Origin of the sequence: Lysinibacillus sp. Y5S-8 (assembly GCF_036894365.1) — a bacterium.
Lineage (GTDB): Bacteria > Bacillota > Bacilli > Bacillales_A > Planococcaceae > Lysinibacillus > Lysinibacillus fusiformis_D.
This window is the reverse complement of sequence record NZ_CP145889.1, coordinates 4309415-4333574: the sequence shown is the minus strand read 5'-3', so window position 1 is coordinate 4333574 and position 24160 is coordinate 4309415. Positions and strand designations below refer to the sequence as shown.

Below are 24160 nucleotides of genomic sequence, written 5' to 3'. Positions count from 1 at the left end.
AACCTCGTTCTCAAAATAGAGTAGGTCGCTCAAAGGTTTGCCAACAGCGCTCTCAAAGTGTGGAAACTGGCCCCACCTGCTCCAAAATTAGATAACCTCGCTCAAACGGTATCGCCCCTGCTCCAACAATAGAGAAATCCACTCAATAAATGCATCAGCACTACTCCAAATTTATCCCATTGCAAAATTATTTTGTTTCTCTATGCACGGTTACGCGTTTCAGGCGAGGGGAGTATTTTTTAAGCTCCAATCTTTCTGGGTGATTGCGTTTATTTTTAGTCGTTATATAGTTTTTATCACCTGTTTCAGTGCAGGCTAGTGTTATTTGAACACGCATGTATGATCCTCCTTATAAATAGTAATTGTTACGATTTAAACGATATATTTCTCACCGAATATTGTCAAGTTTATTTTTGTAAGTAATAAAAAGCTTTGCATTTTCCAATGTTGTATGATTTAATTACAAATTGTAAATAGTAATGATTACGATTTAAGGAGTTGTAATAATGACAAAGAGAATTCCCGTTACAGTATTGAGTGGTTATTTAGGTTCTGGTAAAACAACTATGATGAATCATGTATTGCAAAACAACAAGGATTTACGTGTCGCGGTTATTGTGAATGATATGAGTGAAATTAATATTGATGCGGAGCTGATTGCTAATGGCAGCGGTATATCGCGTACAGAGGAAAAATTTGTAGAGCTATCCAATGGCTGTATTTGTTGTACATTAAGAGAGGATTTATTGCAGGAGGTGGAACGTCTTGCGAAGCTTGGCAATATTGATTATATTTTGATTGAATCGACGGGGATTAGTGAGCCAATTCCAGTTGCACAAACATTTAGTTATTTAGATGAGGAGCTTGGCATCGATTTAACGAAGTTTTGCCAATTAGATACGATGGTTACTGTCGTGGATGCACATCGCTTTTGGCATGATTTTCAGTCGGGGGAAAGCTTATTAGAGCGTAAGGAAGCGGTTGGTGAATTAGATGAACGTGATGTTGCGGATCTGCTCATTGATCAAATTGAATTTTGTGACGTTCTGGTTTTAAATAAGTGTGATTTAGTATCGGCAGAGGAGCTTGAACGGTTAGAACGTATTTTGCGTGCATTGCAACCAGAAGCGAAACTTATTCGTACAACAAACGGTGTGATTGATCCAGCAGATATTTTAAATACAGGTCGCTTTGACTTTGAACGGGTTTCAGAGTCGGCTGGTTGGTTAAAGGAATTAGAGCTTGGTCATGAAAATCATACACCAGAGACAGAGGAGTACGGGATATCTTCATTCACCTATAAAAGCAAAAGACCCTTCCATCCGATGCGTTTTGTCGAGTGGTGTGATCAAATGCCAGAATCGATTGTACGAGCAAAGGGAATTGTTTGGAGTGCAAGACATCAGGATGTTGCACTATTATTATCTCAGGCGGGGTCATCTGCAAAAATTGAACCTGTTTCTTATTGGGTAGCAGCCCTACCTAAAGCACAGCAGCAGGATGTATTTCAGCAAAGTCCTGAAGTATTGGAGGATTGGGATGAAGAATTTGGAGATCGAATGACACAGCTTGTTATTATTGGGGTTGATTTAAATCGAGAAGATATTATCAAACAATTGGACAACTGTTTATTAACGGATGAAGAGTTCCATAATCCTTGGGAGCGTCTACAGGACCCATTCAACTGGGAATGGCATTAAGAAGAAAAAGAAGATTTCGGTTAAGACTCCGAAATCTTCTTTTGAAACACACGATTATAATTAGTAGCATCTCGTAATGCTTTTTCTTCTATAGGAATTCGTACAGAAAGCATTGTAATATTTAATAATGTAAAACAAAATGCTGTAAAGTAAGCCTGAAACATGAGAGGTAGTAAAAGGATTTCCAAACAAACTACCGCATAATTGGGATGACGCATATATTCATATGGCCCTTTACGGACAACTTGAGCATCAGGTAATATAAGAATTTTTGTATTCCAAAAGGAGCCCAAAGAGCGAATACACCAAATCCTTAAGGCCTGCACAGCTATAAATAATATAAAAAATAATGGGAATAAGGGCGAGATACCATTGTTATTTGTGACGATTTCTACAATTAAAAACAGAAAAAAACTAACATGCATTGTGACCATATAGGGATAATGAGAGGCACCTACTTCATAGGCTCCTTGTGAAAACATCCATTTCTCATTGCGTTTGGCAATGACAACCTCTGTCAGTCTTTGTAGAATGACAATAGTTAAAATAAGATAGAAGATCATGTTACTCCCTCCAGTTTAATAATACAGCTTCTGCACAAAAACCAGGGCCAAGAGCGACGAGTAAACCTGTATCCTCCACTTGTCCTTCATGTAGCATAAATTGCTCTAATACATACAACACAGTTGGTGATGACATATTGCCATGTTGGCGCAATATTTCCCGAGAAATGTCGGTTTTTTGGGGAGACAAATAAAGTGTATCTTCATAAGCTTTTAAAACCTTTTTCCCTCCAGGATGAGCGATGAAATGAGTAAGTTGCTCACTATACAGTCCTTGTTCCATTAAAAATTTTTCAATGAATGGACCGAGCCAATTAGTAATAATGGCAGGAATACTTTTTTGAAAAATAACATGAAGTCCATTGTTTTTTACATTCCAACCCATCACATTTTCTGAATCTGGCATCCATTTAGAGCCTGTTGCCAAAATAGAAGGTGTTGTTTTTTTTGTATCGATGGTTAAATCGTCTCCGCAAACGAGAATACAAGCAGCACCATCTGCAAAAAGAGAAGCACCGATTAAATTACTTTTAGAAAAATCATTTGGCTGAAAAGTGAGGCTACATAACTCGACACAAACGACAAGCACCTTCGCATGTGGATGGGCTTTACAAAAATCAAAGGCTCTACTTACACCTGCTGCTCCGCCAGCACATCCTAACCCCCATAGTGGAATACGTTTCAGTCGATCTGAAAAGGGAAGTTTATTCATCACACGCGCATCAATGCTTGGTGTTGAAATGCCAGTACTACTGACAAAAATGATGGCATCAATCTCTTCGGGAGAAATGGGTGAAGATAAAAAAGCTTCATTTTCTAAACATGCCTGGATGACGTTCACGCTGTATTGTGTAGCTAATTCAATATATAAATCATTGCGTTCCTCAAAGGAGTGATTCGTACGATGCCATTCTGATGGAACACAAAAATGGCGGGTGTCGATGCCACCATTTTCAAAAACCTTTAAGTAGCGCTCTAGTTTTGGGATTTTTGCATAGAAAAGCTCTTTTGTTAGTTCCTCTGCATTTGATTGCTGTAATGTGTAAGGTGGTTGATGTGTGCTAATAGAAATGATTTTAGGCAATTCAACATCTCCTCGCATTTAGTGGTCTTGTTCATTCTATGCGTCGAGGATTAGAATAAATGCTTATAAGATCATAATTGACAATTTCTGAAAATTTAGCTATATTGATAACAACTAAATGGAAAGAAGGTGATGTGACATGATGAATAGATCTATTTTTAGCGAACTGCAATTCGGTTTGTTCCATTTCACACGCCTAAAATATACAAAATAACGCCGTGCTATAGCTCGGGTATTTGTATATCTTTTAAACGTGCTTGTGAACCTTGTAACTGCCGAATTGCAGCTACAAGGTTTTTTTATCGTGGTTCAAAAAATGCTGAATGACGATAGAGTCTCTGGCGGATATTACAGACATTACGCTGAGGCATCAAGGATATGTACGTTTAGGAGGAAAATAAATTGAATTTAACAACAGTAGGTTTTACAACGTATTTTGAAGAGCAAATGATGGAGATGAAAAAACAGCCTAAATTGAAGAATTGTGTACCTGCAAGGGTTACATTGGAGCATAAGCATTCTTACCGAGTGTTAGCCGAAGAGGGCGAATGGCTTGCGACAATTGCTGGTCATTATGCTTATACATCTTTAGCAAGAGAGGATTATCCAGCTGTAGGTGACTGGGTGCTAGTAGAGAAAATGCCTGGTGAGGAACGTGCAATTATTCATCAATTATTTCAACGGAAATCTGTCTTTTCACGCAAAGTTGCAGGTTTGGAAATTCAAGAACAAATTGTTGCATCGAATGTAGATATTGTGTTACTTGTCATGAGCTTAAATGCTGATTTTAATATTCGTCGTTTGGAGCGATATTTAGTAGCTGCCTGGAATTCAGGGGCAAGGCCAGTGATTGTCCTGACGAAGGCAGATTTATGTGAGGATACTGCAAGCTTGGTACAAGAAGTTGAGTCTGTAGCATTTGGTGTAGATATTTTTGTGACGAGTGCAATATCGGGCGAAGGTTTAATGGAAATTAAGACATTGTTCAAGGAGGGAGTAACAGGGGCATTGCTAGGCTCTTCAGGGGCAGGGAAGTCGACCTTAACAAATGCTTTGTGTGGAGAGATGCTGATGAAGGTTGCTGGTATTCGTGAGGAGGATGCTAAGGGCCGTCATACAACCACTCATCGAGAGTTAGTCATATTACCAGATGGGGGCTGTTTAATCGATACACCAGGGATGCGTGAGCTTCAATTATGGGATCAAGGTGATAGTTTAGCTTCAAGCTTTCAAGATATTGAGGAACTAGCAACGGTTTGTCGCTATCGTGATTGTACCCATCAAAAAGAGCCGTATTGCGCAGTCCAACAAGCTATTGTTGATGGGGAGTTGGATCAATATCGTCTCCAAAGCTACTTTAAGCTCCAAAGAGAATTAGCTTATATGGAACGCAAAACCAATGCACAGGCGAAACTTGAGGAGCAACGTAAATGGAAGCAGATTTCTAAAGGGATAAAAAAAGGCAAAAAATAAGCATTAGGAGCTCAGTTATGACCATTCAACATATTAATCATTTACTATTTTCTGTATCCAATTTAGAGGAATCCATCGCATTCTATGAAAGTGTTTTCGATGCTAAATTGCTAGTAAAGGGGAAAAGCACAGCCTATTTTGATGTAAATGGGCTGTGGCTCGCCCTGAATGTAGAGAAGGATATACCACGGAATGAAATCCATCATTCCTATACCCACATCGCCTTTACTATCTGTGAGGATGACTATAATAAAATGTATGATAAATTGCTACAATTAAAGGTCAATATTTTAACGGGTCGTCAAAGAGATGAGAAGGACAAAAAATCGATTTACTTTACAGACCCTGATGGCCATAAATTTGAATTTCATACAGGAACTTTGCAAGATCGTTTGGCTTATTATAAGCAGGAAAAGCACCACATGACGTTTTTTGATAATTAATCTGGGAGTGATTCTATGAACAAAGCTTTTATTTTTGATATGGATGGCACATTATTTCAAACAAATCTTATTTTAGAGCCTGCGCTCGACGCAACATTTGATGTGCTACGGACAAGTGGCTTGTGGCAAGGAGAAACACCGATAGAAAAATACCGAGAAATAATGGGCGTTCCTTTACCTGTTGTGTGGGAAACATTATGTCCTATGCATACAATAGAGATACGTGAAGAGAGCAATGTTTTATTCCATGTAAAGCTGATTGAGCAAATACGCAATCATCAGGGAGCTTTATATCCACATGCTGAACAAACTCTTGCAGCATTATCAGAGAATTATCCGTTATACATAGCGAGTAATGGACAGGTTGACTATTTACGGGCGATTGTTGAAACCTATCAATTAGAGCGTTTTATAAAGGGAATCTACAGCATTCAATCTATTGCAAGTGGGCATAAATCAGATCTAGTAAAACGAGTTGTAGAAGAAAATGAAATCCAGAACGGGGTAGTGGTGGGAGATCGTTCGTCGGATATTCAGGCTGCACATGACAATCAACTACAGTCGATAGGCGTTCGTTTTGACTTTGCACAGGATAACGAATTGCAAAAGGCAGACATTATAATAGATGATTTAACAGCGTTATTAAACATCACATTCAATTAATCGCTTAAATTTTAATCTTTATCGAAAAATAGAGTTGATTTAACGACAATCATTGCATTTCATCACTAGAAAGCGTAAAATAGTGCCAATCCTATAGGAAAAGCATTGAAAAGGAAAAGTAAATTGGATCAGCATTTTGTAGAGAGCCTCTGTTGGTGGAAATGAGGTAAATGAACCCTTTTGAAAATGACCTTTGAGCTTCGTACCGAAAGCTTTTTAGCCAGTAGATTACGACGAGATGGGCACTCGTTACAACAGCGGCAGTATCTCTCATTTTGAATGGAGACGTACTGATGGAGACAAATAGTGTGAGCTATTTGTAAATATAGGTGGTAACACGGGTATACTCGTCCTAATCAGATTTGATTAGGACGATTTTTTTTACCATTTTTTTAGTGAGGGGAGCAAACTAGAATGACAATTGTTATTGGAGGCGCTTGGCCATATGCAAATGGTTCTTTGCATTTAGGGCATGTTGCCGCACTATTACCAGGTGATATTTTGGCTAGATATTACCGACAAAAAGGTGAGCAGGTTTTATATGTATCAGGCAGTGATTGTAATGGTACACCTATTTCTATTCGTGCAGCACAAGAAAATACAACAACAGAGGCCATTGCCAATCACTACCATGCTGAATTTACGCAGTGCTTTCGTGATTTAGGATTTACCTATGATTTATACACTAGAACAGATGCAGAACACCATCATGAATCCGTAAAGGGCCTATTTTTACAGCTACTAGCAAACAATTTTTTATACAAAAAGAAAATTGAACAGGCTTACTGTGAGACAGATCAACAATTTCTACCCGATCGATTTGTTGAGGGAATTTGCCCAAATTGTGGTGCAAAAGCAAGGGGAGATCAATGTGATAACTGCTCAGAAATTTTAGACCCACTGGATTTAATAGATAAACGTTGCAAAATATGTGGAAATGAGCCTGTTATTCGTGAGACAGAGCATTTTTATTTTACCTTTAGTCAATTTCAAGGTAGATTGGAGTCTTATGTGGCAGAAGCGAAGACCAATAAACGTTGGCGAGATAATGCTTTAGGTTTAACGGAGCGTTACTTGGCAGAAGGGGTTCCTGACCGAGCAGTAACAAGAGATTTACCAAACGGTATAGATGTCCCAGTGCCAGGCTTTGAAGGAAAAAAAATATATGTATGGATTGAAGCAGTAGCCGGTTATCTATCAGCAAGTCTAGAGTGGGCAAAAGAGCATCAAATAGCGATTGAGGATTTATGGAATGAAGAGACCATTTCGTATTACGTCCATGGGAAGGATAATATTCCTTTCCATACGGTTATTTGGCCAGCTATTTTAATGGGAATTGGGGTGCAAGCATTACCAACACATATCGTATCGAACGAATATTTAACATTAGAAAAACGAAAATTATCAACTAGTCAAAATTGGGCTGTGTGGGTTCCGTATATTTTAAGTCGTTATGACGCAGACGCCATTCGCTACTTCTTAACGATGAATGCGCCAGAAAACCGTGATACAGATTTTTCATGGCGAGAATTTATTTACAGTCATAATAGTGAATTACTCGGTGCCTATGGTAATTTTGTCAATCGTACATTGAAGTTTATTGAGAAATCCTTTGCTAGTCAGGTGCCACAGGCTGAAGTAGATAACAATATTCGTAAACAAACAGTTCAGCTGTTTAATGAAGCGGGCAGGTTGATTGAAGGAGGGCATTTTAAACAAGCGTTAGAAGCCATTTTTGAGTATATTCGAGGGGCTAATCGCTATTTTGACGAACAACAGCCATGGCAACAAGTAAAAGAAAATGTGGAGGCTGGTAATCGTACACTAGCAACCTGTGTCTATATTATTGCTAATTTAGGACAGCTACTGCATCCTTTCTTACCATTTTCAGCAGAGAAGGTAAGGAATATGTTAGGCATACAGGGAATGATGTGGCATGAACAAGTAGAATTGCCTCAAATGATTCAAGCAGTAGCTCCTTTGTTTGACCGTCTTGACATTGAACGAATTGAAGAAGAGTATCAAAAATTAGTGAGGGACAGTCGTTAGATTTGAAAAAGCGGTATGACTCATATGATCTGACCCCAAAAAGTTAGATTGATGTCTAACTTTTACGGGGCAGTTCACATACGCCATACTGCTTTTTTCAATTCAATTTAATTCATAACAGGTGTTAATTTTGCCACAACAATGCTATTGATAGCATTAATATAGGCTAAGGCACTTGCCTTTAGAATATCTGTATCAGCTGCTTTGGCAATATACTTTTCGCCATCATACTCAATCGTAATTTTCACCTTACCTAAAGCCTCTTTGCCTCGTGAAACACTATTGATATTGTATTCCACTAGTTTTATATCTATGTTTGTAATTTCTGCAATGGCTGAATATAAGGCATCGATTGGGCCAGAGCCTACTGCACTTGCTTTAAAGACTTCGCCGCCTTTACGAACTTTCACACTTGCAGAAGGGAAGCTTGTATTGCTGACGACTTGTAGATCGTCGATATCAAAGAATTGGTCACTATAATGTGTGGCATTTTTATTATTGGCATCATGTTTTTCATAATAGCTTTCCACAATAACGTATAAGTCGTGATCATATACTTCCTTTTTCGCATCCGCTAGCTTTAAGAAGCCTTCAAAAATGCCTTCAAATTCATCTGTAGAAAGATTAGTAAACCCTAATTTTTCAAGGGCATTTTTTACTGCATGGCGACCAGAGCGAGCTGTCAGTACTAGCTCCATATCATCAAGACCTACGTCTTCAGGATGGACAATTTCATAAGCATCACGGGATTTTAGCAAACCATCCTGATGAATACCAGAAGAATGAGCAAACGCATTATCTCCCGTAATAGCTTTATTGACCTGGACATCTAGGCCCATAAAGCTAGAAACAAGGCGTGAAGTATTAATAATCTCTTTTGTATTGATACGTGTCTCAGCATTGTAGACAGAGCTACGAGTTTTTAGCGCCATGACAACTTCCTCTAATGCAGCATTACCTGCACGTTCACCGATACCATTGATTGTACATTCCACTTTATCCGCCCCATTTTTAATGGCAGCAAGCGTATTAGCCGTTGCCATCCCTAGGTCATTGTGACAATGAACGCTTAGAAGAACGCTGTCGTTTAAATTTTTCATACGGTCATTTAATTTAAAAATCATCTCTCCAAATTCTTCTGGTTCTGCAAAGCCAACCGTATCAGGAACATTAATCATAGTTGCGCCAGCTCTCATAACAGCTTCGATTGTTTTCCAAAGATATTCAAAATCTGAACGAGACGCATCCTCTGTGGAATATTGAACTTGCGGCAATAATGATTTAGCGTACTTCACAGCATCTACACCAATTTGTAGAATTTGATCCTTTGATTTGCTGAATTTTTTCTCCACATGAATGTCGGATGTTCCAAGTACCATGTGAATCATTGGATTTTCTGCATATTTTACAGCGTTGTAGACGGCATCAATATCTGCTTTCACTGCACGTGCTAATGCTGTAATCATGATGTCGTTCGTGTTGCCGACCTTTTCAGCTACGGCCCTGACAGCATCAAAATCACCTTGTGATGAAGCAGGGAATCCAGCTTCGATAATATCAACCCCTAGTTTTTTCAGTTGCTGTGCAATCTCTACCTTTTCATACAGATTTAGCTTTGCACCAGGCACTTGCTCGCCATCACGTAAAGTTGTATCAAACACCCAAATTTTTCTTCCCATTCTCAAACACTCCTTTTGTCGTAATTAGTATCTAAAATCTACACGTAGGCCAAAGTCATTAAAAAAATAAAAAAACCCATCTCTATATAAAAATAGAGACGAGTTTATGCTCGCGGTACCACTCTAATTGACCTTCTCATTACAGAAAAAGTCCACTTATCGACAGCTATCACTGTCTATCCTGTTAACGGGGGAAACCGACATCCCTTACTACTATGTTCAGGGAGTAGCTCATGGACGAGTTCAAAATGTGTGTCTACCGATTTACACCAACCATCGGCTCTCTACAAGTACACAATCACTTTTACTATTTCCAATCTTGGCCTGCAATGTGTTGTTGAAAGCAATAATACTTGGATATTAACTTCCTGTCAATAATATTCTAAAAATTTTTTTAATTCTGTCTTAAGTAATGTATATCTTATTAATCATTTGATATTTAGTGAAATGTATAGAAAACCACTAAAAATAGTAATTTCTGTGAGATAATAATGGAGTAATTGAACACCATGAAAGGAAGGAAACACCATGAAATTTATCTTTGATTTAGATGGGACTATTTGTTTTAAAGGGAAACCGTTAAGTGAAGGAATCATCAATGCTATAGAAGCGTGTAGACGGCATGGACATGAAGTGATGTTTGCCTCTGCAAGACCAATACGTGATCTATTACCGGTATTACCAGAACCAATGAGAGCATATCCAATGGTAGGTGGTAACGGGGCATTTGTTGCTCGTGATGGAGAAACAATTGAGGTGACAGCTTTTCCTTCAAAAATAGTGGAGAGTATTCGGCAGATTATTACCGCTTTTCAATTACCATATCTAGTAGATAGTCATTGGGATTATGCTTATACAGGAAGTGAGGATCATCCAATTTATCGAAATCTAGATCCTTTAAAAGCGGCAAAAAAAGTAGCATTGCAGGATATTCATGACATTGTAAAGGTAGTGTTATTTCCAGGGGAGCAGCGAGAAGCTGTATTGTCTGAACTACAAAGGCTTCCAGTGAGCCTGTATGAGCATGCTTCAGAAAATATTGTGGATATAAGCCCTAATGGTATTGATAAATGGAACGGCTTATCTAAATTGGGTGTTGCTGCAGGGGAGTTTATTGCTTTTGGAAATGATGCAAATGATGCTTCTATGTTTTTGAAGGCGAAGGAAAGTGTCTGTGTAGGAGAGCATCAGGTACGTGACATGGCTACATTACAAGTTCCTAGCGAGGAAGCTGCCGTCATTGAAATGCTTCTTATGCTAAGTGTAAAGTACAGTACATAGAAATATATAACTAAAAAACTGCTCATTTTCTAGAGGCAATACACCTTCAGAAAATGAGCAACTTTTATTTAATCTAATTTAAAACGAGAAACTTGCGTGTGAAGCTCTTCTGCCATATTTGAAAGGGTAGCTGCTGAAGCTGCCACTTCTTCAATAGTAGCCAATTGTTCTTCTGAGGCAGAAGCGACATTTTGTAAATTAGATGAGGACATTTGTGCAATCGTTGCTATTTCATCAAAGGAAGCATAAATTTGCTCTGCACTAGATGACATCTCCTCCGACACGGTTGTAGCTTCTTGGATTTGCATGGAAACTTGTTCAATAAGCTCGACAATTTTAGAGAAGCCTTCTTCTGCTACTTTTACAACTTTCATACCAATTTGAACCTCTTGCGTACCAGTATCCATCACGGTCACAGCACGGTTTGTATCTTGCTGAATTTCAGAAATTAAAGTAGCAATTTGCTCCGCGGATTTTTTCGATTGCTCTGCTAACTTTTTCACTTCATCAGCAACAACGGCAAAACCACGCCCATGATCGCCTGCACGAGCTGCTTCAATTGCAGCATTAAGTGCTAATAAATTTGTTTGTTCAGCAATATCCGTAATAATCCCAATAATATTGCCAATTTCAATAGAATGTTCATCTAAATTTTTCACAACACTTGCCGACTCTAAGACGGCTGTATTAATTGTTGTCATCTGAGAAATGACACGATGTAATGAATCATTGCCTTTCTTAGCTTCTGAATTCGTTTCGATTGCCAGTTCAGAAACCGCAGCCGTCGTAGAAGCTAATTGCTGTATGCCCTTTGTCATATTTTTCATCGCTTCAGAGCTTTCTGAGGCATTTTTTCCTTGGGCTTCAGAGCCACTAGCAACCTCTTGAATAGAAGAAGTGATTTGTTCTGTAGCCTGTATAGTTTGGTCTGCACTTGCTGTTAACTCAGCAGCAGAGCCACTAACTTGCACTGTGTTTTGACGTACATTTGTAATTAAATCCTTTAAATTTGCAGCCATTTGATTAAAGGCAAGGGCTAAGTCACCCACCTCATCACGGTTTTTAATACGAATTTGTTCGGCTGTTAAGTCGCCTTCCGCTATTTTTTTAGCAGCTTTAGCCATGCCGTTAATAGGGCGGGACATTAGGCTTCCTACAACCATTGCAATTATCAGACTTATGACAACAGCAAAGACCCCAAGTAGAAGCATTTGGAGTTTAATATCTTGAATTTGTTTTGATGTAGCAGCCATTTTTTTATCAATATAGTCACTTTGATAATTTGAAAGGTTTTCAACGCGTTCATCAAACTGTTTAATGATTAGGCGTCCTTGGGTACTATCAAGTTTTTCATACTTTTCAGTTTCTCCTTCAGCCTTTAACGCAAACATACGGTCAGCGAATTGTTGGACACTTTGCTCACTTTTGTTAATAGCCTCTAAGAATTTTATTGATTCATCAGAATCTAAAGTGGCCATCAGCTCTTCAGATTTTTGCTTAAATTCCTCGCGAGAGTCTTGATTGCTTTGATAATTTTGCTTGTCTCCAAGCAGTAAATAGCCACGCATACTAACAATTTCTTGTTTTGCAATAACTCGTAATTCCTGAATACTGATTGATTTAGTTGTTTGTTCCTCCAGTAATGTACGATAGGTCTTGTTCACAGAATCTAGCTGTTTTATATTTAAACCAATTGTCGTAACAAGCACTAAAATCACTATAAAAAAACCGAGTAATAATTTCTTGTAGATAGTAAATCGCATAGTTGAAATGTCCTTTCTCAGTAATTAGTAGAAATGTTACAAAATAATGAAATATGTATATATATCATTTATATCAGATTATACGGATTTTACAAAGTATTATGAGTATTTTTACTGTAATTAATAGTTTGAAGATAATATCAATTTATATGTGATGTGATAAAAAAAGGAGATTTTATAGATAAAATATTAATAATAATAGAGATGATTAATGATATCTATTGAATATTAAGCCAATTTTCATAAATTTTGAAACTTTATTTATAGTAGTTACGTAGAAGGAGTAATGGAAATGAACAGAGGTGAAGGAAATGTATAGACCAATTTTAAAATTACCCAAAACAAAATCAGAGAAAATATGGAATTATATTGGCGGAGGTATATTTGTTGTATCCATCATCTATATTATATTTGCATGGTTCGAATTGCCTAATGAAATTCCTGCGCACTTTAATGGTGTAGGCGAGGTAGATCGATGGGGCTCAAAGGTAGAGTTATTTATTCTTCCATTCATTGGTTTATTTTTATGGATTGTCATGGGACTACTAGAAAGAGCCCCACATATGCATAACTATCCAGCACGCTTGAATGAAAACAATGTAGAAGCATTCTATTTAAATAGCAGAAAAATACTAAATGAAGTGAAAAACCTCTGTCTTATTTTCTTCGCATTTATATCATTCCAAATGGTTCGTATTGGTCTTGGTGAAACAAATTCGTTAGGTTGGTGGGTCTTACCTGTCATCCTATTAGGAACTGCTATTCCGATCATTAAAGGGATAATTGCGACTGCAAAAATAAAATAATAGGTAATAACGTAAACGCTTGAAATTTTTCAGGCGTTTATTTTTTATACCCAAGTTTTCAATAATTCAGTATACTAACAAAACTAAGATGAAAATGTATCAGCACATTATTAGCTGCCAAAAAGGAGATACAGGTACAGTAAAATGGTGTTAAAGCTAGGCAAAAGGAATTTAAACTGAAGGCATAATTAGCAGTTGTTATAATCAATAAACCTCGTGATTTGTTAGTTAGAAGTTATGGTAAAGCCCCATTTAATCGAATTATTTCATTTGTGTTCTCTAGTGATAAGATGGTAAATTATTTACAAAAAGTGTTAAAGAGGACCATGCTAGGAGTGAAGGTAGTAAACTACATGATAAAAGTGAGGCAAAATATGAAAAGTGTATATATGGAGCAAGTCGAAGAAAAATGGCGTGATGCTTTTAGTGAGCTTGTTGCTGTCGTAGGAACGAATGTACCAGATGGATTTGAACAAACAATGCAATATGGAATGGTCAGTTATGTGGTACCATTAACATCCTATCCTGAGGGCTACCATGTGACACCGAATACGCCATTACCTTTTATTAGCCTTGCTGCACAGAAGCGTCATATTGCACTCTACCACATGGGTATTTATGCAGATCCAGCATTGCTTTCTTGGTTCCAAGAGGAGTATGCAAAGCGAGTGCCCACAAAATTAAATATGGGGAAAAGCTGTATTCGATTTACAAATGCGAAAAATATTCCATTTGATTTAATCGGTGAGCTTGTGTCAAAAATAACCCCTACGCAATGGATTTCACATTATAAAGGAGTGAAAAAATAGATGAAAAGCGCGACTCCATTTTTAATGTTTCAAGGGCAGGCCAATGAGGCGATTGAACAATATAAGCAGTGGTTTCCAGATTTAGAAGTTGTTAGCTTAGCGTATATGGATAATTCACAACAGGTAGCAATGGCAGTCCTCCATTTAAAGGGATTAAAATTGCTGGTGAATGATAGTGCCATTCAACACGAGTTTACGTTTACTCCATCAACATCAGTCTTTATAGAGTGTGATTCGGAGGAGGAAATAAACCGTTTTGTTGCCCAAATGCTAGAAGGCGGCCAAGCGTTAATGCCACTTAATCATTATGGTTTTTCTAAACAGTTTGCATGGATTCAAGATCGTTTCGGCATGTCCTGGCAACTATCGTATGATTGATGAATTAGGAATATAAATAATGAAAAGAAAACAAAAAAATAGTAGTAAAAGGGGAATTGAGGATGGCGGTAACTTTAGTGAAGCATGATATTAAATATGCTGAGGCGATGCATGAGTTATCTTCTATGCCGCAGGTGCGAGATGCTCTCGGGTTACCTGCTGGTAAGGTAGAAGATACCATTAATTTTATCAAACGTGAATGTGTGGACGAGGAAGAGGGGAAGACGGTTCCTCGTGTAGTTTTGAATGAGGAAGGGCAACTGATTGGTGTAACATCCTTAATGTTTATAGATCATGATAAAAAGAGCTGTCATATTGGCTCTTGGCTAGGTCACCAATTTTGGGGGAAGGACTATAATCTTGAAGCCAAAACAGCTATCTTAGACATTGCATTTTTCGAGCTAGGACTAGCACGGGTTTTTGCTGGGGCTCGTAAGGTAAATATCCGATCACAAAAAGCACAAGAAAAACTGCCTTTTATTCGCTTAGGGGTGGAAAGTAAATATCCAGAGGAGCATTCATGGTTGGAGGTGAAGGAAAAACAACCGTGTGTGTTAAATGTCTTTGAACGTGAAGATTTTGTCCGCTATCGAATATCCCTACAGAAGGTAGATGGCAATCGTGAAGATTTTTTACCACAATTAATGCTAGCTGATGAAAGTGAAATGGTAGTTCGAGAATACTTAGATAAAGGCACTTTATTTGAAATTAAGTGTGGAGAGCTGCTGGTGGGGGTGGCGTTAGTCATTCCGCAATCTGATACAACGATCGAATTGAAGAATATTGCTATTGTGCCAAAGTACCAAGGGAAGGGAATGGGCAAAGAGGTATTACGACAACTCACTGAAATATGCCAGAAGGAAGGCTATCAAACAGTGCTTGTTGGAACAGCCAATTCAAGTATTGATAATATTGCCTTTTATCAAAAAGCAGGCTTTCGCATGGAGGCTATTGAAAAAGATTTCTTCCGCCATTATCCGGAGCCTATTTATGAAAACGGCATTCGCGCATTAGATATGATTTTCTTTTCAAAGACATTATAAGTATCTTCATAAAGAAATACCCGTTCAACAAAGGTTGAGCGGGTATTTTTATTTCCCAAGCAGAAGAGCCATTAACTTTTCTTTGGAATGTAAGAAATCGTCTAATGTATAGCGATCTAATACGTTCAAATAGGCTTGTAAAGCTTCATACAGAACACCTTTCAGTTGACATTCTGGGGCTATTTTACATAGATTATTTTCTTTATCGAAACATTCTACAAGATGAAAATCTTCTTCTGTATGACGAACAATTTCACCGATGGTAATGGTTTTTGGATCGATGGCTAAGCGAATGCCACCACCACGTCCACGAATCGTTTCGATATACCCTAATAATCCAAGCTGATGTGTCACCTTCATTAAATGGTTTTTCGATATATTATAAGCATCTGAAATCTCTTGAATAGTTGATAATTGACCATCTTCCTTCGCACCTAGATAAATAAGAGTACGCAGAGAATAGTCTGTGTATAAAGTTAAGCGCATCAGAACACCCTACTTTCTATTATTCAAAATAATTATAGCATTTTTACATTGAAGTATAATATTTTCAAACCATTTTTAAAGATGTATTTAAAATACATTAATTATGTCCATTTTGTTAAAGATGTATTTAAAATATTGCTTTAAGAAAATGAAAGCGTTATATTGTAATCACGAAAGGATGGTAAGCGATATGTTAAAACAAGAAACAATTCAAATTATTAAAGCAACAGTACCTGTATTAGAAGTTCACGGTGTAGAGATCACGAAGACGTTTTACAAAAATATGTTTCAAGCTCATCCAGAATTATTAAATATTTTTAATCACACGAACCAAGAACAAGGTCGTCAGCAAACAGCATTAGCCAACACTGTTTATGCTGCTGCAGTTCATATTGAAAATTTAGAAGCAATTTTACCGGCAGTAATGCTTATAGCACATAAACACCGTAGTTTAGGTATTTTACCTGAACATTACCCAATCGTTGGGGAAAACTTATTAAAAGCTATTAAGGAAGTACTTGGTGACGCAGCAACCGATGACATTATTAATGCATGGGCTGAGGCATATGGCGTTATAGCAGATATTTTCATTCAAGTAGAAGAAGAGTTATACCAGAAAACTGAGAATAACGGTGGATGGCGTTTATTTAAACCATTAAAAGTGGCGAAGAAAGTTGTTGAAAGTGACTTAGTTACATCCGTTTACTTTGTCAATGAAGATGGCTCACCACTACCAGCTTATGAACCGGGTCAATATATTAGCATCCGTGTGAAAGTGCCAGGCGAAGAGTATTTGATGAACCGTCAATACACACTTTCACAAGCGAATGCAGAAGACGGCTATCGTATTTCTGTAAAACGAGAAAGCGATCATACGCCAAATGGTAAAGTTTCAAACTATATTCATGATGACCTACAAGTAGGAGATTTAGTTGATGTAAGTGCTCCAGCTGGGTTATTTGTTTTAGAAGAAACGGCTGCACCAATTACATTTGTAAGTGGTGGTATCGGTGTAACACCTTTAAACAGTATGTTGCAATCTTTACATGATGATACAGTGAATGAAGTAAACTTTATCCAATGTGCTCGTAATGAGAAAGTCGTAGCATTCAGCGATGACATTCAGGAGAAAGTAAAGGTACTACCGAATGCATCCTATACAGCTTTATTCTCTGAAGAAGATAAGCTTATTACAAAAGAGTTATTAGCAGAAAAAGTTGCTAATAATGCAGATGTTTATGTATGTGGGCCTGTAGGCTTTATGGAAGCTGTTATTAAAAACTTACAGGAAATTGGCGTGAAAGATGAAAAAATTCACTATGAATTCTTCGGGCCAGCCATGCAATTAGCTAAATAATATAATGTGTAGGTCCCTGTTATGAGTTACAACTCGTAACAGGGATTTTTTGCGGGACAATCCTGAGAGATGGATTAAATCTGAAAAGAGATGAGTGAAGCGGTATGATGGAAAGAGCGAAACTATGAAAAAAAGTAGGGACTTTCCCGTTGACAATATACCTTAAGGGGTATATCATAAATCACGTAAGCAAGTTCAATCAATCGTTATGGAGGGGGCGCAAACAGCATGGCTTATGGTTCTAACACAGCAAATCGTGTGAAACGTATGGAAGGCCAATTACGAGGTATTTTACGTATGATGGAAGACGGTCAAAACTGTAAGGATGTGATAACTCAGCTATCTGCCGTACGTTCTGCGGTTGATAAGACGATAGGTGTTATAGTTAGTGAAAATTTATTGGATTGTGTATCTACAGCTGAAGGTGATACAGAAAAAGTGAATTTCGCTATTCAAGAGGCAATGGATTTAGTTGTGAAAAGTCGATAGCTTTGATATACCCCTAAATGTATACAGAGGGAGGGCGATCACATGGAAACATGGATTGTTATTGCGCTTATCGCAGCATTTTTCATTTGGCGAATGAAGCCTACTAAAGGTATTCATTCAATTTCTGCTGCACAATTAAAAAATATGCTTCATGATAAAGATAAGGTATTTATTGATGTGCGTACACCAGCTGAGTATAAGGGACGTAACATTCCGCAATTTAAAAATGTTCCGCTTGGATCAAGCTTTGACAAACTACCAAAGGACAAAGAAATTATTGTCATTTGTCAAAGTGGAATGCGAAGTAGTCAGGCTTGTAAGAAACTAAAAAAACAAGGCTTTGAGCATGTTACCAATGTTCGTGGCGGAATGAGTGCATACTAGGAGGAGGAAAAATGAAGGAAATTACAGCAAAAGAAGTTCAACAAGCTATGGAGCAGGGAAGCAAGATGAATCTTATTGATGTACGGGAGGTAGATGAGGTAGAGACTGGTCACATTCCAGGTGTTATTCATATCCCGCTCGGATTATTAGAGTTTCGACTACATGAATTAAATAAGAATGAGCCGTATATTATGGTTTGTCGATCAGGTGGACGTAGTGGTCGTGCTACTCAAATACTAGAAAGTAATGGCTTTATTGTATCCAACATGGCTGGTGGTATGCTTGCTTGGGAGGGAGCGGTAAAAATATAGAGCATAGCTATATTTTTTTAGTAAAAATAATACCCGTGCAGGTATATGGAGGTTGTTAGGTGTATGAAGTCTGATTTTCAGCTAGATGCTAAAGGACTATCTTGTCCAATGCCGATAGTGAAAACGAAGAAGGCGATGGCTGATTTACTGGATGGTCAAATTTTAGAAGTTTCTGCGACAGATAAAGGATCAAAAGCGGATATTGCTGCATGGGCTGAAACGGTCGGTCATCAATACATTGGTACGTTAGAGACAGACGGTGTGCTAAAGCATTATATTCGCAAATGTACAAATGAACAAATAGTAGAGATGACATTTGGTCAAACAATTGATCTAGAGCAGATTACCAATCGTGAGGGATTGATTCTTGATGTACGTGAGGAGGCAGAATTCGCTTTCGGACATATTGAGGGAGCAAAATCTATTCCGATGGGTGAACTAGTGACACGTCTTACGGAGCTTGATAAAGAGCAGGAGATTTATGTCATCTGTCGTACAGGAACACGCAGTGATATGGCTGCACAAAAGCTCGCTTCACATGGTTTTACAAAGGTATTTAATGTCTTGCCAGGGATGACATCCTGGACGGGCAATTTAACAAAAAGCATTTAATTAGGAGGGATTTAAGATGTCAAACAAGGTAGCAATCATTGCAAGTAATGGTGGTTTATTTGATGCATATAAAGTGTTTAATATCGCAACGGCTGGTGCAGCTTCTGAGAAGGAGGTAGCCATCTTCTTTACGTTTGAAGGGCTGAATCTCATTCATAAACAAGGGATGCATGTACTACCGATGCCTGCTGGCGCGGAGCATTATGCAAAAGGTTTTTCAAAAGCAAATGTACCAACCATCCCACAACTGGTGGAAATGGCACAAGAACTAGGGGTGAAATTTCTTGCTTGTCAAATGACTATGGATGTCATGGGTTTATCAACAGATGATTTTATTGACGGTATTGAAGTAGGTGGAGCTGTAACTTTCCTTGAGTTTGCCAAAGATGCAGCGCCATCACTAACTTTCTAGTAATTTGTTCCTGAGAGTGGAGAGTGACTATAGCTCTCCGCTATAAAAAACATTGAAATCATACCTATGGGGGTAAAACGTATGTCTATTCAAAAGTGGAGTGCATCACAAGTTGCTAAAAAGGTCATTAACAATGAAGCGCTGTTTATTTTAGATGTTCGTAATGCAGAGGCATTTGAAGATTGGAAAATGGAGGGACATCGATTTGAGTACCTAAATATCCCGTACTTTGAGTTGTTAGATGGGATTGAAGATATTTTACCTAAAATTCCAGCTGAACAAACAGTATTAGTTGTCTGTGCCAAAGAAGGCTCATCATTGATGGTTGCTGAAATGTTGTCTGAGGTAGGGCGTGATGTTGCCTATTTAGCAGGAGGCATGAAATCTTGGAGTGAATATTTAGAGCCGATTAAAGTTGGTAATTTAACAGGTGGTGGAGAGCTGTATCAATTCGTCCGTTTAGGAAAGGGCTGCCTTTCATATATGGTTATTTCTGAAGGTGAGGCAGCTATTATTGATGCTGTGAGATTTACAGATGTATTTACAAGCTTCGCTGAACAGAAGAACGTTACAATTAAATATGTTTTTGATACACATTTACATGCCGACCATATTTCAGGTGGGCGCCATATAGCAGAAGAAACTGGTGCAGCTTACTACTTACCACCAAAAGATGCTGAAGAGGTTGTCTTTCCCTATACACCTCTAGTTGATGGAGCCACTGTTCAAATCGGTGCTTCTAAAATAGATGTAGGTGCTATCTATTCACCTGGTCATACAATTGGCTCTACATCTTTTGTCATCGACGGCAGCTATTTATTAACGGGTGATATTTTATTTATTGATTCAATTGGTCGACCTGATTTAGCTGGACTTGCTGAAGACTGGGTTGGAGATTTACGAGAAACACTTTATAAGCGTTATCGCAAATTGCCTGAAGAATTAATAGTGCTACCAGCACATTTCATGATTATTGATGAGCTTAATGCAGATGGAACGGTTGCGAAACGATTAGGAGAGTTATTGGCGCAGAACCATGGTTTAAATATTCAAAGTGACGAGGAATTTAGACGTGTTGTCACGGATCAGTTACCTCCACAGCCAAATGCATATCAAGAGATTCGTCAGGTAAATATGGGGAAAATAACACCTGCACCAGATGAACAGACAGAAATGGAAATTGGACCAAATCGCTGTGCTGTCCGATAGTGTATGCTAAAGTGCAATGAGTACGCATGCATGCTTGTAGCGTGTAAATTCCGTGAAAGGAAGGCACTCTTCCTTCCTGAAGTTAATAAAGTGGAACCGGCAAAATCGCTTACACCCTTTGTCGGATCAAAGGAGATTACTATGATGTCAAATTTACAACTAGATGCAAAAGGCTTGTCATGTCCGATGCCTATTGTGAAAACAAAGAAGGCAATGGATACATTAGTTACGGGGGAAATCTTAGAAGTTCAAGTAACAGATAAAGGAGCTTTAGCGGATATTCCTGCTTGGGCTAAAGCGGGAGGGCATGTGATTTTAGATCAATCCGAGGTTGCTGGTGTCATTACATTTTTAATTCAGAAAGCATAGAGCTTATTGAGGGTTGTCTATTAACTTAGCACAACCTTCTTTCTCTTTATCTTGATAGATGGGAGCTAGAAAGAAGGAAAAATAAATGGATATTACATGGGTTTTTACCATATTTTTGATTGGTTTTGTCGGTTCGTTTGTTTCGGGGATGCTCGGCATTGGTGGTGCTATTATTAATTTCCCAATGCTACTGTATGTTCCGTCATTATTAGGCTTTGTGGCTTTCTCAGCGCATGAAGTTTCAGGAATTAGCGCAATTCAAGTGCTTTTTGCTTCCTTTGCTGGTGTATGGGTATATCGGAAAGGTGGGTATTTAAATAAAACACTTATTATCTACATGGGTAGTGCTATTTTAATCGGTAGCTTTGTAGGGAGCTTCGGTTCAAAGTTCTTATCAGAATCAGGCATTAACATTGTCTATGGTATCCTGGCATTGATTGCAGCTGTCATGATGTTTATCCCGAAAAAGCAAATTGATGATAAGCCGATGGAGGAAGTGACATTTCGTAAACCGCTAGCGATTATTTTGGCCTGGATTGTTGGTATTGGTTCAGGAATTGTGGGGGCAGCAGGTGGCTTTTTATTAGTACCGATTATGCTAGTTGTCTTGGGAATTCCAACACGTATGACCATAGCGACAAGCCTTGCCGTTACTTTCCTTTCTTCAATAGGAGGCACCATTGGAAAATTAATAACGGGACAAGTTGAATATTATCCAGCTTCCATCTTAATTGTAGCTAGTCTGCTAGCGGCTCCTCTTGGTGCAAGAGCGGGGGAAAAATTGAATACAAAAGTGTTACAAGTCATTTTAGCGGTGCTGATCGTTGCAACGGCTATTAAAATTTGGGCGGATATAATAGGGGGAGTGTAGCGATGAAAATTGAAGTTTTTTCTGATTTCACATGTCCATTTTGTTATATTGGTAAGCGTGAATTGGAGCGTGCTATTGATGTTGCAGGCTATACAGAGCAAGTAGAAATAGAATATAAAGCATACCAAATAGGGCCAGATACGCCGAAAGTGAATGCCCCCTCTTTTTACGAGGGGATGGCTAAAAAATATGATATCTCGCTAGAAGCTGCGAAAGACATGACGAAGGGCATCTCCGTGAGAGCAGCAGAGATTGGATTGCATTATGATTTTGATAAGATGACAACAGCTCATACAGAAAAGGCTCATCGTTTAGCGAAGTGGACTCAGCAGTTTGACAAGGCGGCGGCTTATACTGAAGCTCTCATGGCAGGGTATTTTACAGCTGGAGAAGATGTCAACGAAGATGCTTTTTTATTAAAAGTGATAGCACAATTAGATTTAGATATAGAAGAGGCAAAGGTTATTTTAGCAACGAATGATTTTAGCGAGGCCTTAGATCGAGATCGTTATGATGCACAGCAACTTGGTGTGCAAAGTGTCCCGTTCTTCGTGTTTGAAAACCGTTATGGCATTAAAGGGGCAGAGCCAAATGAAGTGTTTGTGCGAACTTTACATCAGGCGGCAGCATTAGCAGGAAACCAACCGACGATAAAGTTGGTGGGAAATGATGGAGCTGCCTGTAATGATGGTGTATGTAAACTATAAAAAAGTGTCGAGTACTTGGGTGCTCGACATTTTTTATTCAGAATGAGCAATATACTACAAGAGGTATTAAGTCTAGTTTTTTGTGTTATAGAACAAAAATAAATGTATAATATATCCATTTTTATCATCTTAACGGTGCTATTTTAAGGAGATGTGAGAAAAATCACATCCAATTAATTGCTATGTTGCTAAAATATAAGAGAGGATACAAAGGGGGGTATTATAGATGAAACCTATAGTAGCAGGAGTAGCAGGGACAGTACTGTTAGCAGGCGCAATTTTTGTTGGAACAATTGTCAGCGATAAAATATCAGTTGATTCGAATGTTGGCGAGCAAGAAGCGACAGTGCAGACGCAATTACCAACAACAGCAGCTGCTCAGTCAGTGGTCTATGCTCCGCCAAGTATTGAAGAAGTACCAGATGGACCTATGAAAGAGGCGATCTTATACGGTTATGAGCTTGTCAATAACACGCATGTAGCGGCAGATGAATATGTAGGAAACCAATTATCTTGCACAAGTTGCCACGCAGGTGCAGGCTATGATGAGCAAACATCGTCGTTAGTGGGAGTAATGGCAAATTATCCACAATATATCGGACGCTCAGGTAGTATAGTTACGATTGAAGAACGTATTAATGGTTGTATGGTTCGTAGTATGAATGGTAAAAAATTTGAAATGAATAGTGATGAGCTAGAGGCTATGGTGGCGTATTTTGCTTATATTTCTGAAGGTGTACCTATCGGTGCAAAACGTGAATGGGCAGGCACTAGTGATATGAAGAATGTTCCGATTCCAAATGTTGCTGATGGCGAGGAGCTTTATGCACAGTCTTGTATTGCTTGTCATGCTGCTGACGGCTCTGGTACTGATGCCAATACTGGTCCAGCGTTATGGGGAGAAAATTCCTTTAATGATGGAGCTGGCATGGCGCGTATGTCGAAGATGGCAGGTTATATTCAAAATAATATGCCGATAGGTACGGCGGGTACTTTAACTGACCAGGAAGCTTCTGATTTAGCTGCCTTTATTTTATCGCAAGATCGTCCAGAGTGGGCAAACCATGATAAAGACTGGCCAAAAGGCGGACGTCCAAATGACATTATGGATAAAGAAAAACGTGAACAAATTAAAAACGGTACGATTGATTGGGAAAAAGTACTGTCAACAAATTAACAACAAGAGGCTGGGACAAAAGTGTTTTTAGCCAACAAAAAA

Annotated in this window: 27 protein-coding genes and 2 other annotated features; of the genes, 21 read left to right on the top strand and 6 right to left on the bottom strand. The window is 38.4% G+C overall.

Going from position 1 to position 24160, the window contains the following annotated elements; genetic code table 11:
- Window positions 1-187 precede the first annotated feature (187 nt).
- Window positions 188-337: a 50S ribosomal protein L33 gene (gene rpmG / locus V6670_RS21155; protein ID WP_036128616.1), complete on the bottom strand. Its 150-nt coding sequence runs from the start codon at window positions 335-337 to the stop codon at window positions 188-190.
- A gap of 169 nt (window positions 338-506) precedes the next feature.
- Here rpmG and V6670_RS21150 point away from each other — a divergent pair, with 169 nt between their 5' ends.
- Entirely contained in the window at window positions 507-1700 is a 1194-nt protein-coding gene (locus tag V6670_RS21150) for a GTP-binding protein (protein ID WP_338652043.1), read from the top strand.
- 20 nt (window positions 1701-1720) lie between these two features.
- Here V6670_RS21150 and V6670_RS21145 read toward each other — a convergent pair whose 3' ends face one another.
- Both V6670_RS21145 and V6670_RS21140 read right to left on the bottom strand, forming a co-directional pair.
- Window positions 1721-2263 (bottom strand): isoprenylcysteine carboxyl methyltransferase family protein, encoded by a 543-nt coding sequence (locus V6670_RS21145; RefSeq protein WP_058843897.1) that lies wholly within the window; start codon window positions 2261-2263, stop codon window positions 1721-1723.
- 1 nt (window position 2264) lies between these two features.
- Complete coding sequence (locus V6670_RS21140; protein WP_338652042.1) at window positions 2265-3347, bottom strand: 3-oxoacyl-[acyl-carrier-protein] synthase III C-terminal domain-containing protein; 1083 nt, start codon at window positions 3345-3347, stop codon at window positions 2265-2267.
- Window positions 3348-3749: 402 nt separating this feature from the next.
- On the opposite strand from V6670_RS21140, the gene rsgA reads away from it, so the two are divergent.
- The 4 genes from rsgA (at window position 3750) to metG (ending at window position 7975) form a co-directional block, all read left to right on the top strand.
- Entirely contained in the window at window positions 3750-4820 is a 1071-nt protein-coding gene (gene rsgA, locus V6670_RS21135; RefSeq protein WP_338652041.1) for a ribosome small subunit-dependent GTPase A, read from the top strand.
- 17 nt (window positions 4821-4837) lie between these two features.
- On the top strand, window positions 4838-5263 hold the full coding sequence (gene fosM / locus V6670_RS21130; RefSeq protein ID WP_338652040.1) for a FosM family fosfomycin resistance protein: 426 nt from the start codon (window positions 4838-4840) through the stop codon (window positions 5261-5263).
- A 15-nt stretch (window positions 5264-5278) separates the two neighbouring features.
- Window positions 5279-5926, top strand: coding sequence for an HAD hydrolase-like protein (locus V6670_RS21125; RefSeq protein WP_338652039.1), 648 nt, complete (start codon window positions 5279-5281; stop codon window positions 5924-5926).
- A 96-nt stretch (window positions 5927-6022) separates the two neighbouring features.
- Window positions 6023-6284, top strand: a binding site (T-box leader).
- 56 nt (window positions 6285-6340) lie between these two features.
- Window positions 6341-7975, top strand: a complete 1635-nt coding sequence (metG, locus tag V6670_RS21120; RefSeq protein ID WP_338652038.1) for a methionine--tRNA ligase — start codon at window positions 6341-6343, stop codon at window positions 7973-7975.
- A gap of 107 nt (window positions 7976-8082) precedes the next feature.
- On the opposite strand, the gene V6670_RS21115 is transcribed toward metG, so the two are convergent.
- Window positions 8083-9654 carry a 2-isopropylmalate synthase gene (locus tag V6670_RS21115; RefSeq protein WP_141904235.1) on the bottom strand — a complete coding sequence of 524 codons (1572 nt, stop codon included), beginning with the start codon at window positions 9652-9654 and terminating at the stop codon, window positions 8083-8085.
- Window positions 9655-9745: 91 nt separating this feature from the next.
- Window positions 9746-9984 (bottom strand) — a binding site (T-box leader).
- 198 nt (window positions 9985-10182) lie between these two features.
- Here V6670_RS21115 and V6670_RS21110 point away from each other — a divergent pair.
- Window positions 10183-10935 carry an HAD-IIB family hydrolase gene (locus V6670_RS21110; protein ID WP_338652037.1) on the top strand — a complete coding sequence of 251 codons (753 nt, stop codon included), beginning with the start codon at window positions 10183-10185 and terminating at the stop codon, window positions 10933-10935.
- Window positions 10936-11003: 68 nt separating this feature from the next.
- Here the strand turns inward: V6670_RS21110 and V6670_RS21105 are convergent, their stop codons facing one another.
- The gene (locus tag V6670_RS21105) at window positions 11004-12698 is read right to left on the bottom strand and encodes a methyl-accepting chemotaxis protein (RefSeq protein ID WP_036128588.1); all 1695 of its coding nucleotides are present in this window, start codon (window positions 12696-12698) and stop codon (window positions 11004-11006) included.
- A 311-nt stretch (window positions 12699-13009) separates the two neighbouring features.
- On the opposite strand from V6670_RS21105, the gene V6670_RS21100 reads away from it, so the two are divergent.
- The 4 genes from V6670_RS21100 to V6670_RS21085 all read left to right on the top strand — a co-directional run bounded on the left by V6670_RS21100 (window position 13010) and on the right by V6670_RS21085 (window position 15734).
- On the top strand, window positions 13010-13504 hold the full coding sequence (locus V6670_RS21100) for a DUF1648 domain-containing protein (RefSeq protein ID WP_036128585.1): 495 nt from the start codon (window positions 13010-13012) through the stop codon (window positions 13502-13504).
- A gap of 374 nt (window positions 13505-13878) precedes the next feature.
- Window positions 13879-14313 (top strand): DUF1801 domain-containing protein, encoded by a 435-nt coding sequence (locus V6670_RS21095; protein ID WP_338652036.1) that lies wholly within the window; start codon window positions 13879-13881, stop codon window positions 14311-14313.
- Window positions 14314-14691, top strand: coding sequence for a VOC family protein (locus V6670_RS21090; RefSeq protein ID WP_036128583.1), 378 nt, complete (start codon window positions 14314-14316; stop codon window positions 14689-14691). It abuts the gene before it with no gap.
- 62 nt (window positions 14692-14753) lie between these two features.
- Window positions 14754-15734: a GNAT family N-acetyltransferase gene (locus V6670_RS21085; protein WP_338652035.1), complete on the top strand. Its 981-nt coding sequence runs from the start codon at window positions 14754-14756 to the stop codon at window positions 15732-15734.
- A gap of 48 nt (window positions 15735-15782) precedes the next feature.
- Here the strand turns inward: V6670_RS21085 and V6670_RS21080 are convergent, their stop codons facing one another.
- Window positions 15783-16220 carry an Rrf2 family transcriptional regulator gene (locus V6670_RS21080; RefSeq protein WP_036128579.1) on the bottom strand — a complete coding sequence of 146 codons (438 nt, stop codon included), beginning with the start codon at window positions 16218-16220 and terminating at the stop codon, window positions 15783-15785.
- Between the two features lie 190 nt (window positions 16221-16410).
- Between V6670_RS21080 and hmpA the strand changes: the two genes are divergently transcribed.
- The 11 genes from hmpA to V6670_RS21025 all read left to right on the top strand — a co-directional run bounded on the left by hmpA (window position 16411) and on the right by V6670_RS21025 (window position 24118).
- Window positions 16411-17577, top strand: a complete 1167-nt coding sequence (gene hmpA / locus V6670_RS21075; protein WP_338652033.1) for an NO-inducible flavohemoprotein — start codon at window positions 16411-16413, stop codon at window positions 17575-17577.
- A gap of 228 nt (window positions 17578-17805) precedes the next feature.
- Complete coding sequence (locus V6670_RS21070) at window positions 17806-18066, top strand: metal-sensitive transcriptional regulator (RefSeq protein WP_338652031.1); 261 nt, start codon at window positions 17806-17808, stop codon at window positions 18064-18066.
- A gap of 42 nt (window positions 18067-18108) precedes the next feature.
- The gene (locus V6670_RS21065; protein WP_338652030.1) at window positions 18109-18450 is read left to right on the top strand and encodes a rhodanese-like domain-containing protein; all 342 of its coding nucleotides are present in this window, start codon (window positions 18109-18111) and stop codon (window positions 18448-18450) included.
- 11 nt (window positions 18451-18461) lie between these two features.
- The gene (locus tag V6670_RS21060) at window positions 18462-18761 is read left to right on the top strand and encodes a rhodanese-like domain-containing protein (RefSeq protein ID WP_338652029.1); all 300 of its coding nucleotides are present in this window, start codon (window positions 18462-18464) and stop codon (window positions 18759-18761) included.
- Window positions 18762-18824: 63 nt separating this feature from the next.
- The gene (locus V6670_RS21055) at window positions 18825-19373 is read left to right on the top strand and encodes a sulfurtransferase TusA family protein (RefSeq protein ID WP_338652028.1); all 549 of its coding nucleotides are present in this window, start codon (window positions 18825-18827) and stop codon (window positions 19371-19373) included.
- Window positions 19374-19389: 16 nt separating this feature from the next.
- Window positions 19390-19785, top strand: a complete 396-nt coding sequence (locus V6670_RS21050) for a DsrE/DsrF/DrsH-like family protein (RefSeq protein WP_338652027.1) — start codon at window positions 19390-19392, stop codon at window positions 19783-19785.
- A gap of 81 nt (window positions 19786-19866) precedes the next feature.
- A complete protein-coding gene (locus V6670_RS21045) occupies window positions 19867-20994 on the top strand; it encodes an MBL fold metallo-hydrolase (RefSeq protein ID WP_338652026.1) in 1128 nt (375 codons plus the stop codon).
- Between the two features lie 141 nt (window positions 20995-21135).
- Window positions 21136-21363 carry a sulfurtransferase TusA family protein gene (locus V6670_RS21040; protein WP_036128590.1) on the top strand — a complete coding sequence of 76 codons (228 nt, stop codon included), beginning with the start codon at window positions 21136-21138 and terminating at the stop codon, window positions 21361-21363.
- A gap of 85 nt (window positions 21364-21448) precedes the next feature.
- Window positions 21449-22234: a sulfite exporter TauE/SafE family protein gene (locus tag V6670_RS21035; RefSeq protein WP_141904247.1), complete on the top strand. Its 786-nt coding sequence runs from the start codon at window positions 21449-21451 to the stop codon at window positions 22232-22234.
- A 2-nt stretch (window positions 22235-22236) separates the two neighbouring features.
- Window positions 22237-22941 (top strand): DsbA family oxidoreductase, encoded by a 705-nt coding sequence (locus V6670_RS21030; protein WP_141904248.1) that lies wholly within the window; start codon window positions 22237-22239, stop codon window positions 22939-22941.
- Between the two features lie 226 nt (window positions 22942-23167).
- Window positions 23168-24118 (top strand): c-type cytochrome, encoded by a 951-nt coding sequence (locus tag V6670_RS21025; RefSeq protein WP_141904249.1) that lies wholly within the window; start codon window positions 23168-23170, stop codon window positions 24116-24118.
- The last annotated feature ends 42 nt before the right edge of the window (window positions 24119-24160 follow it).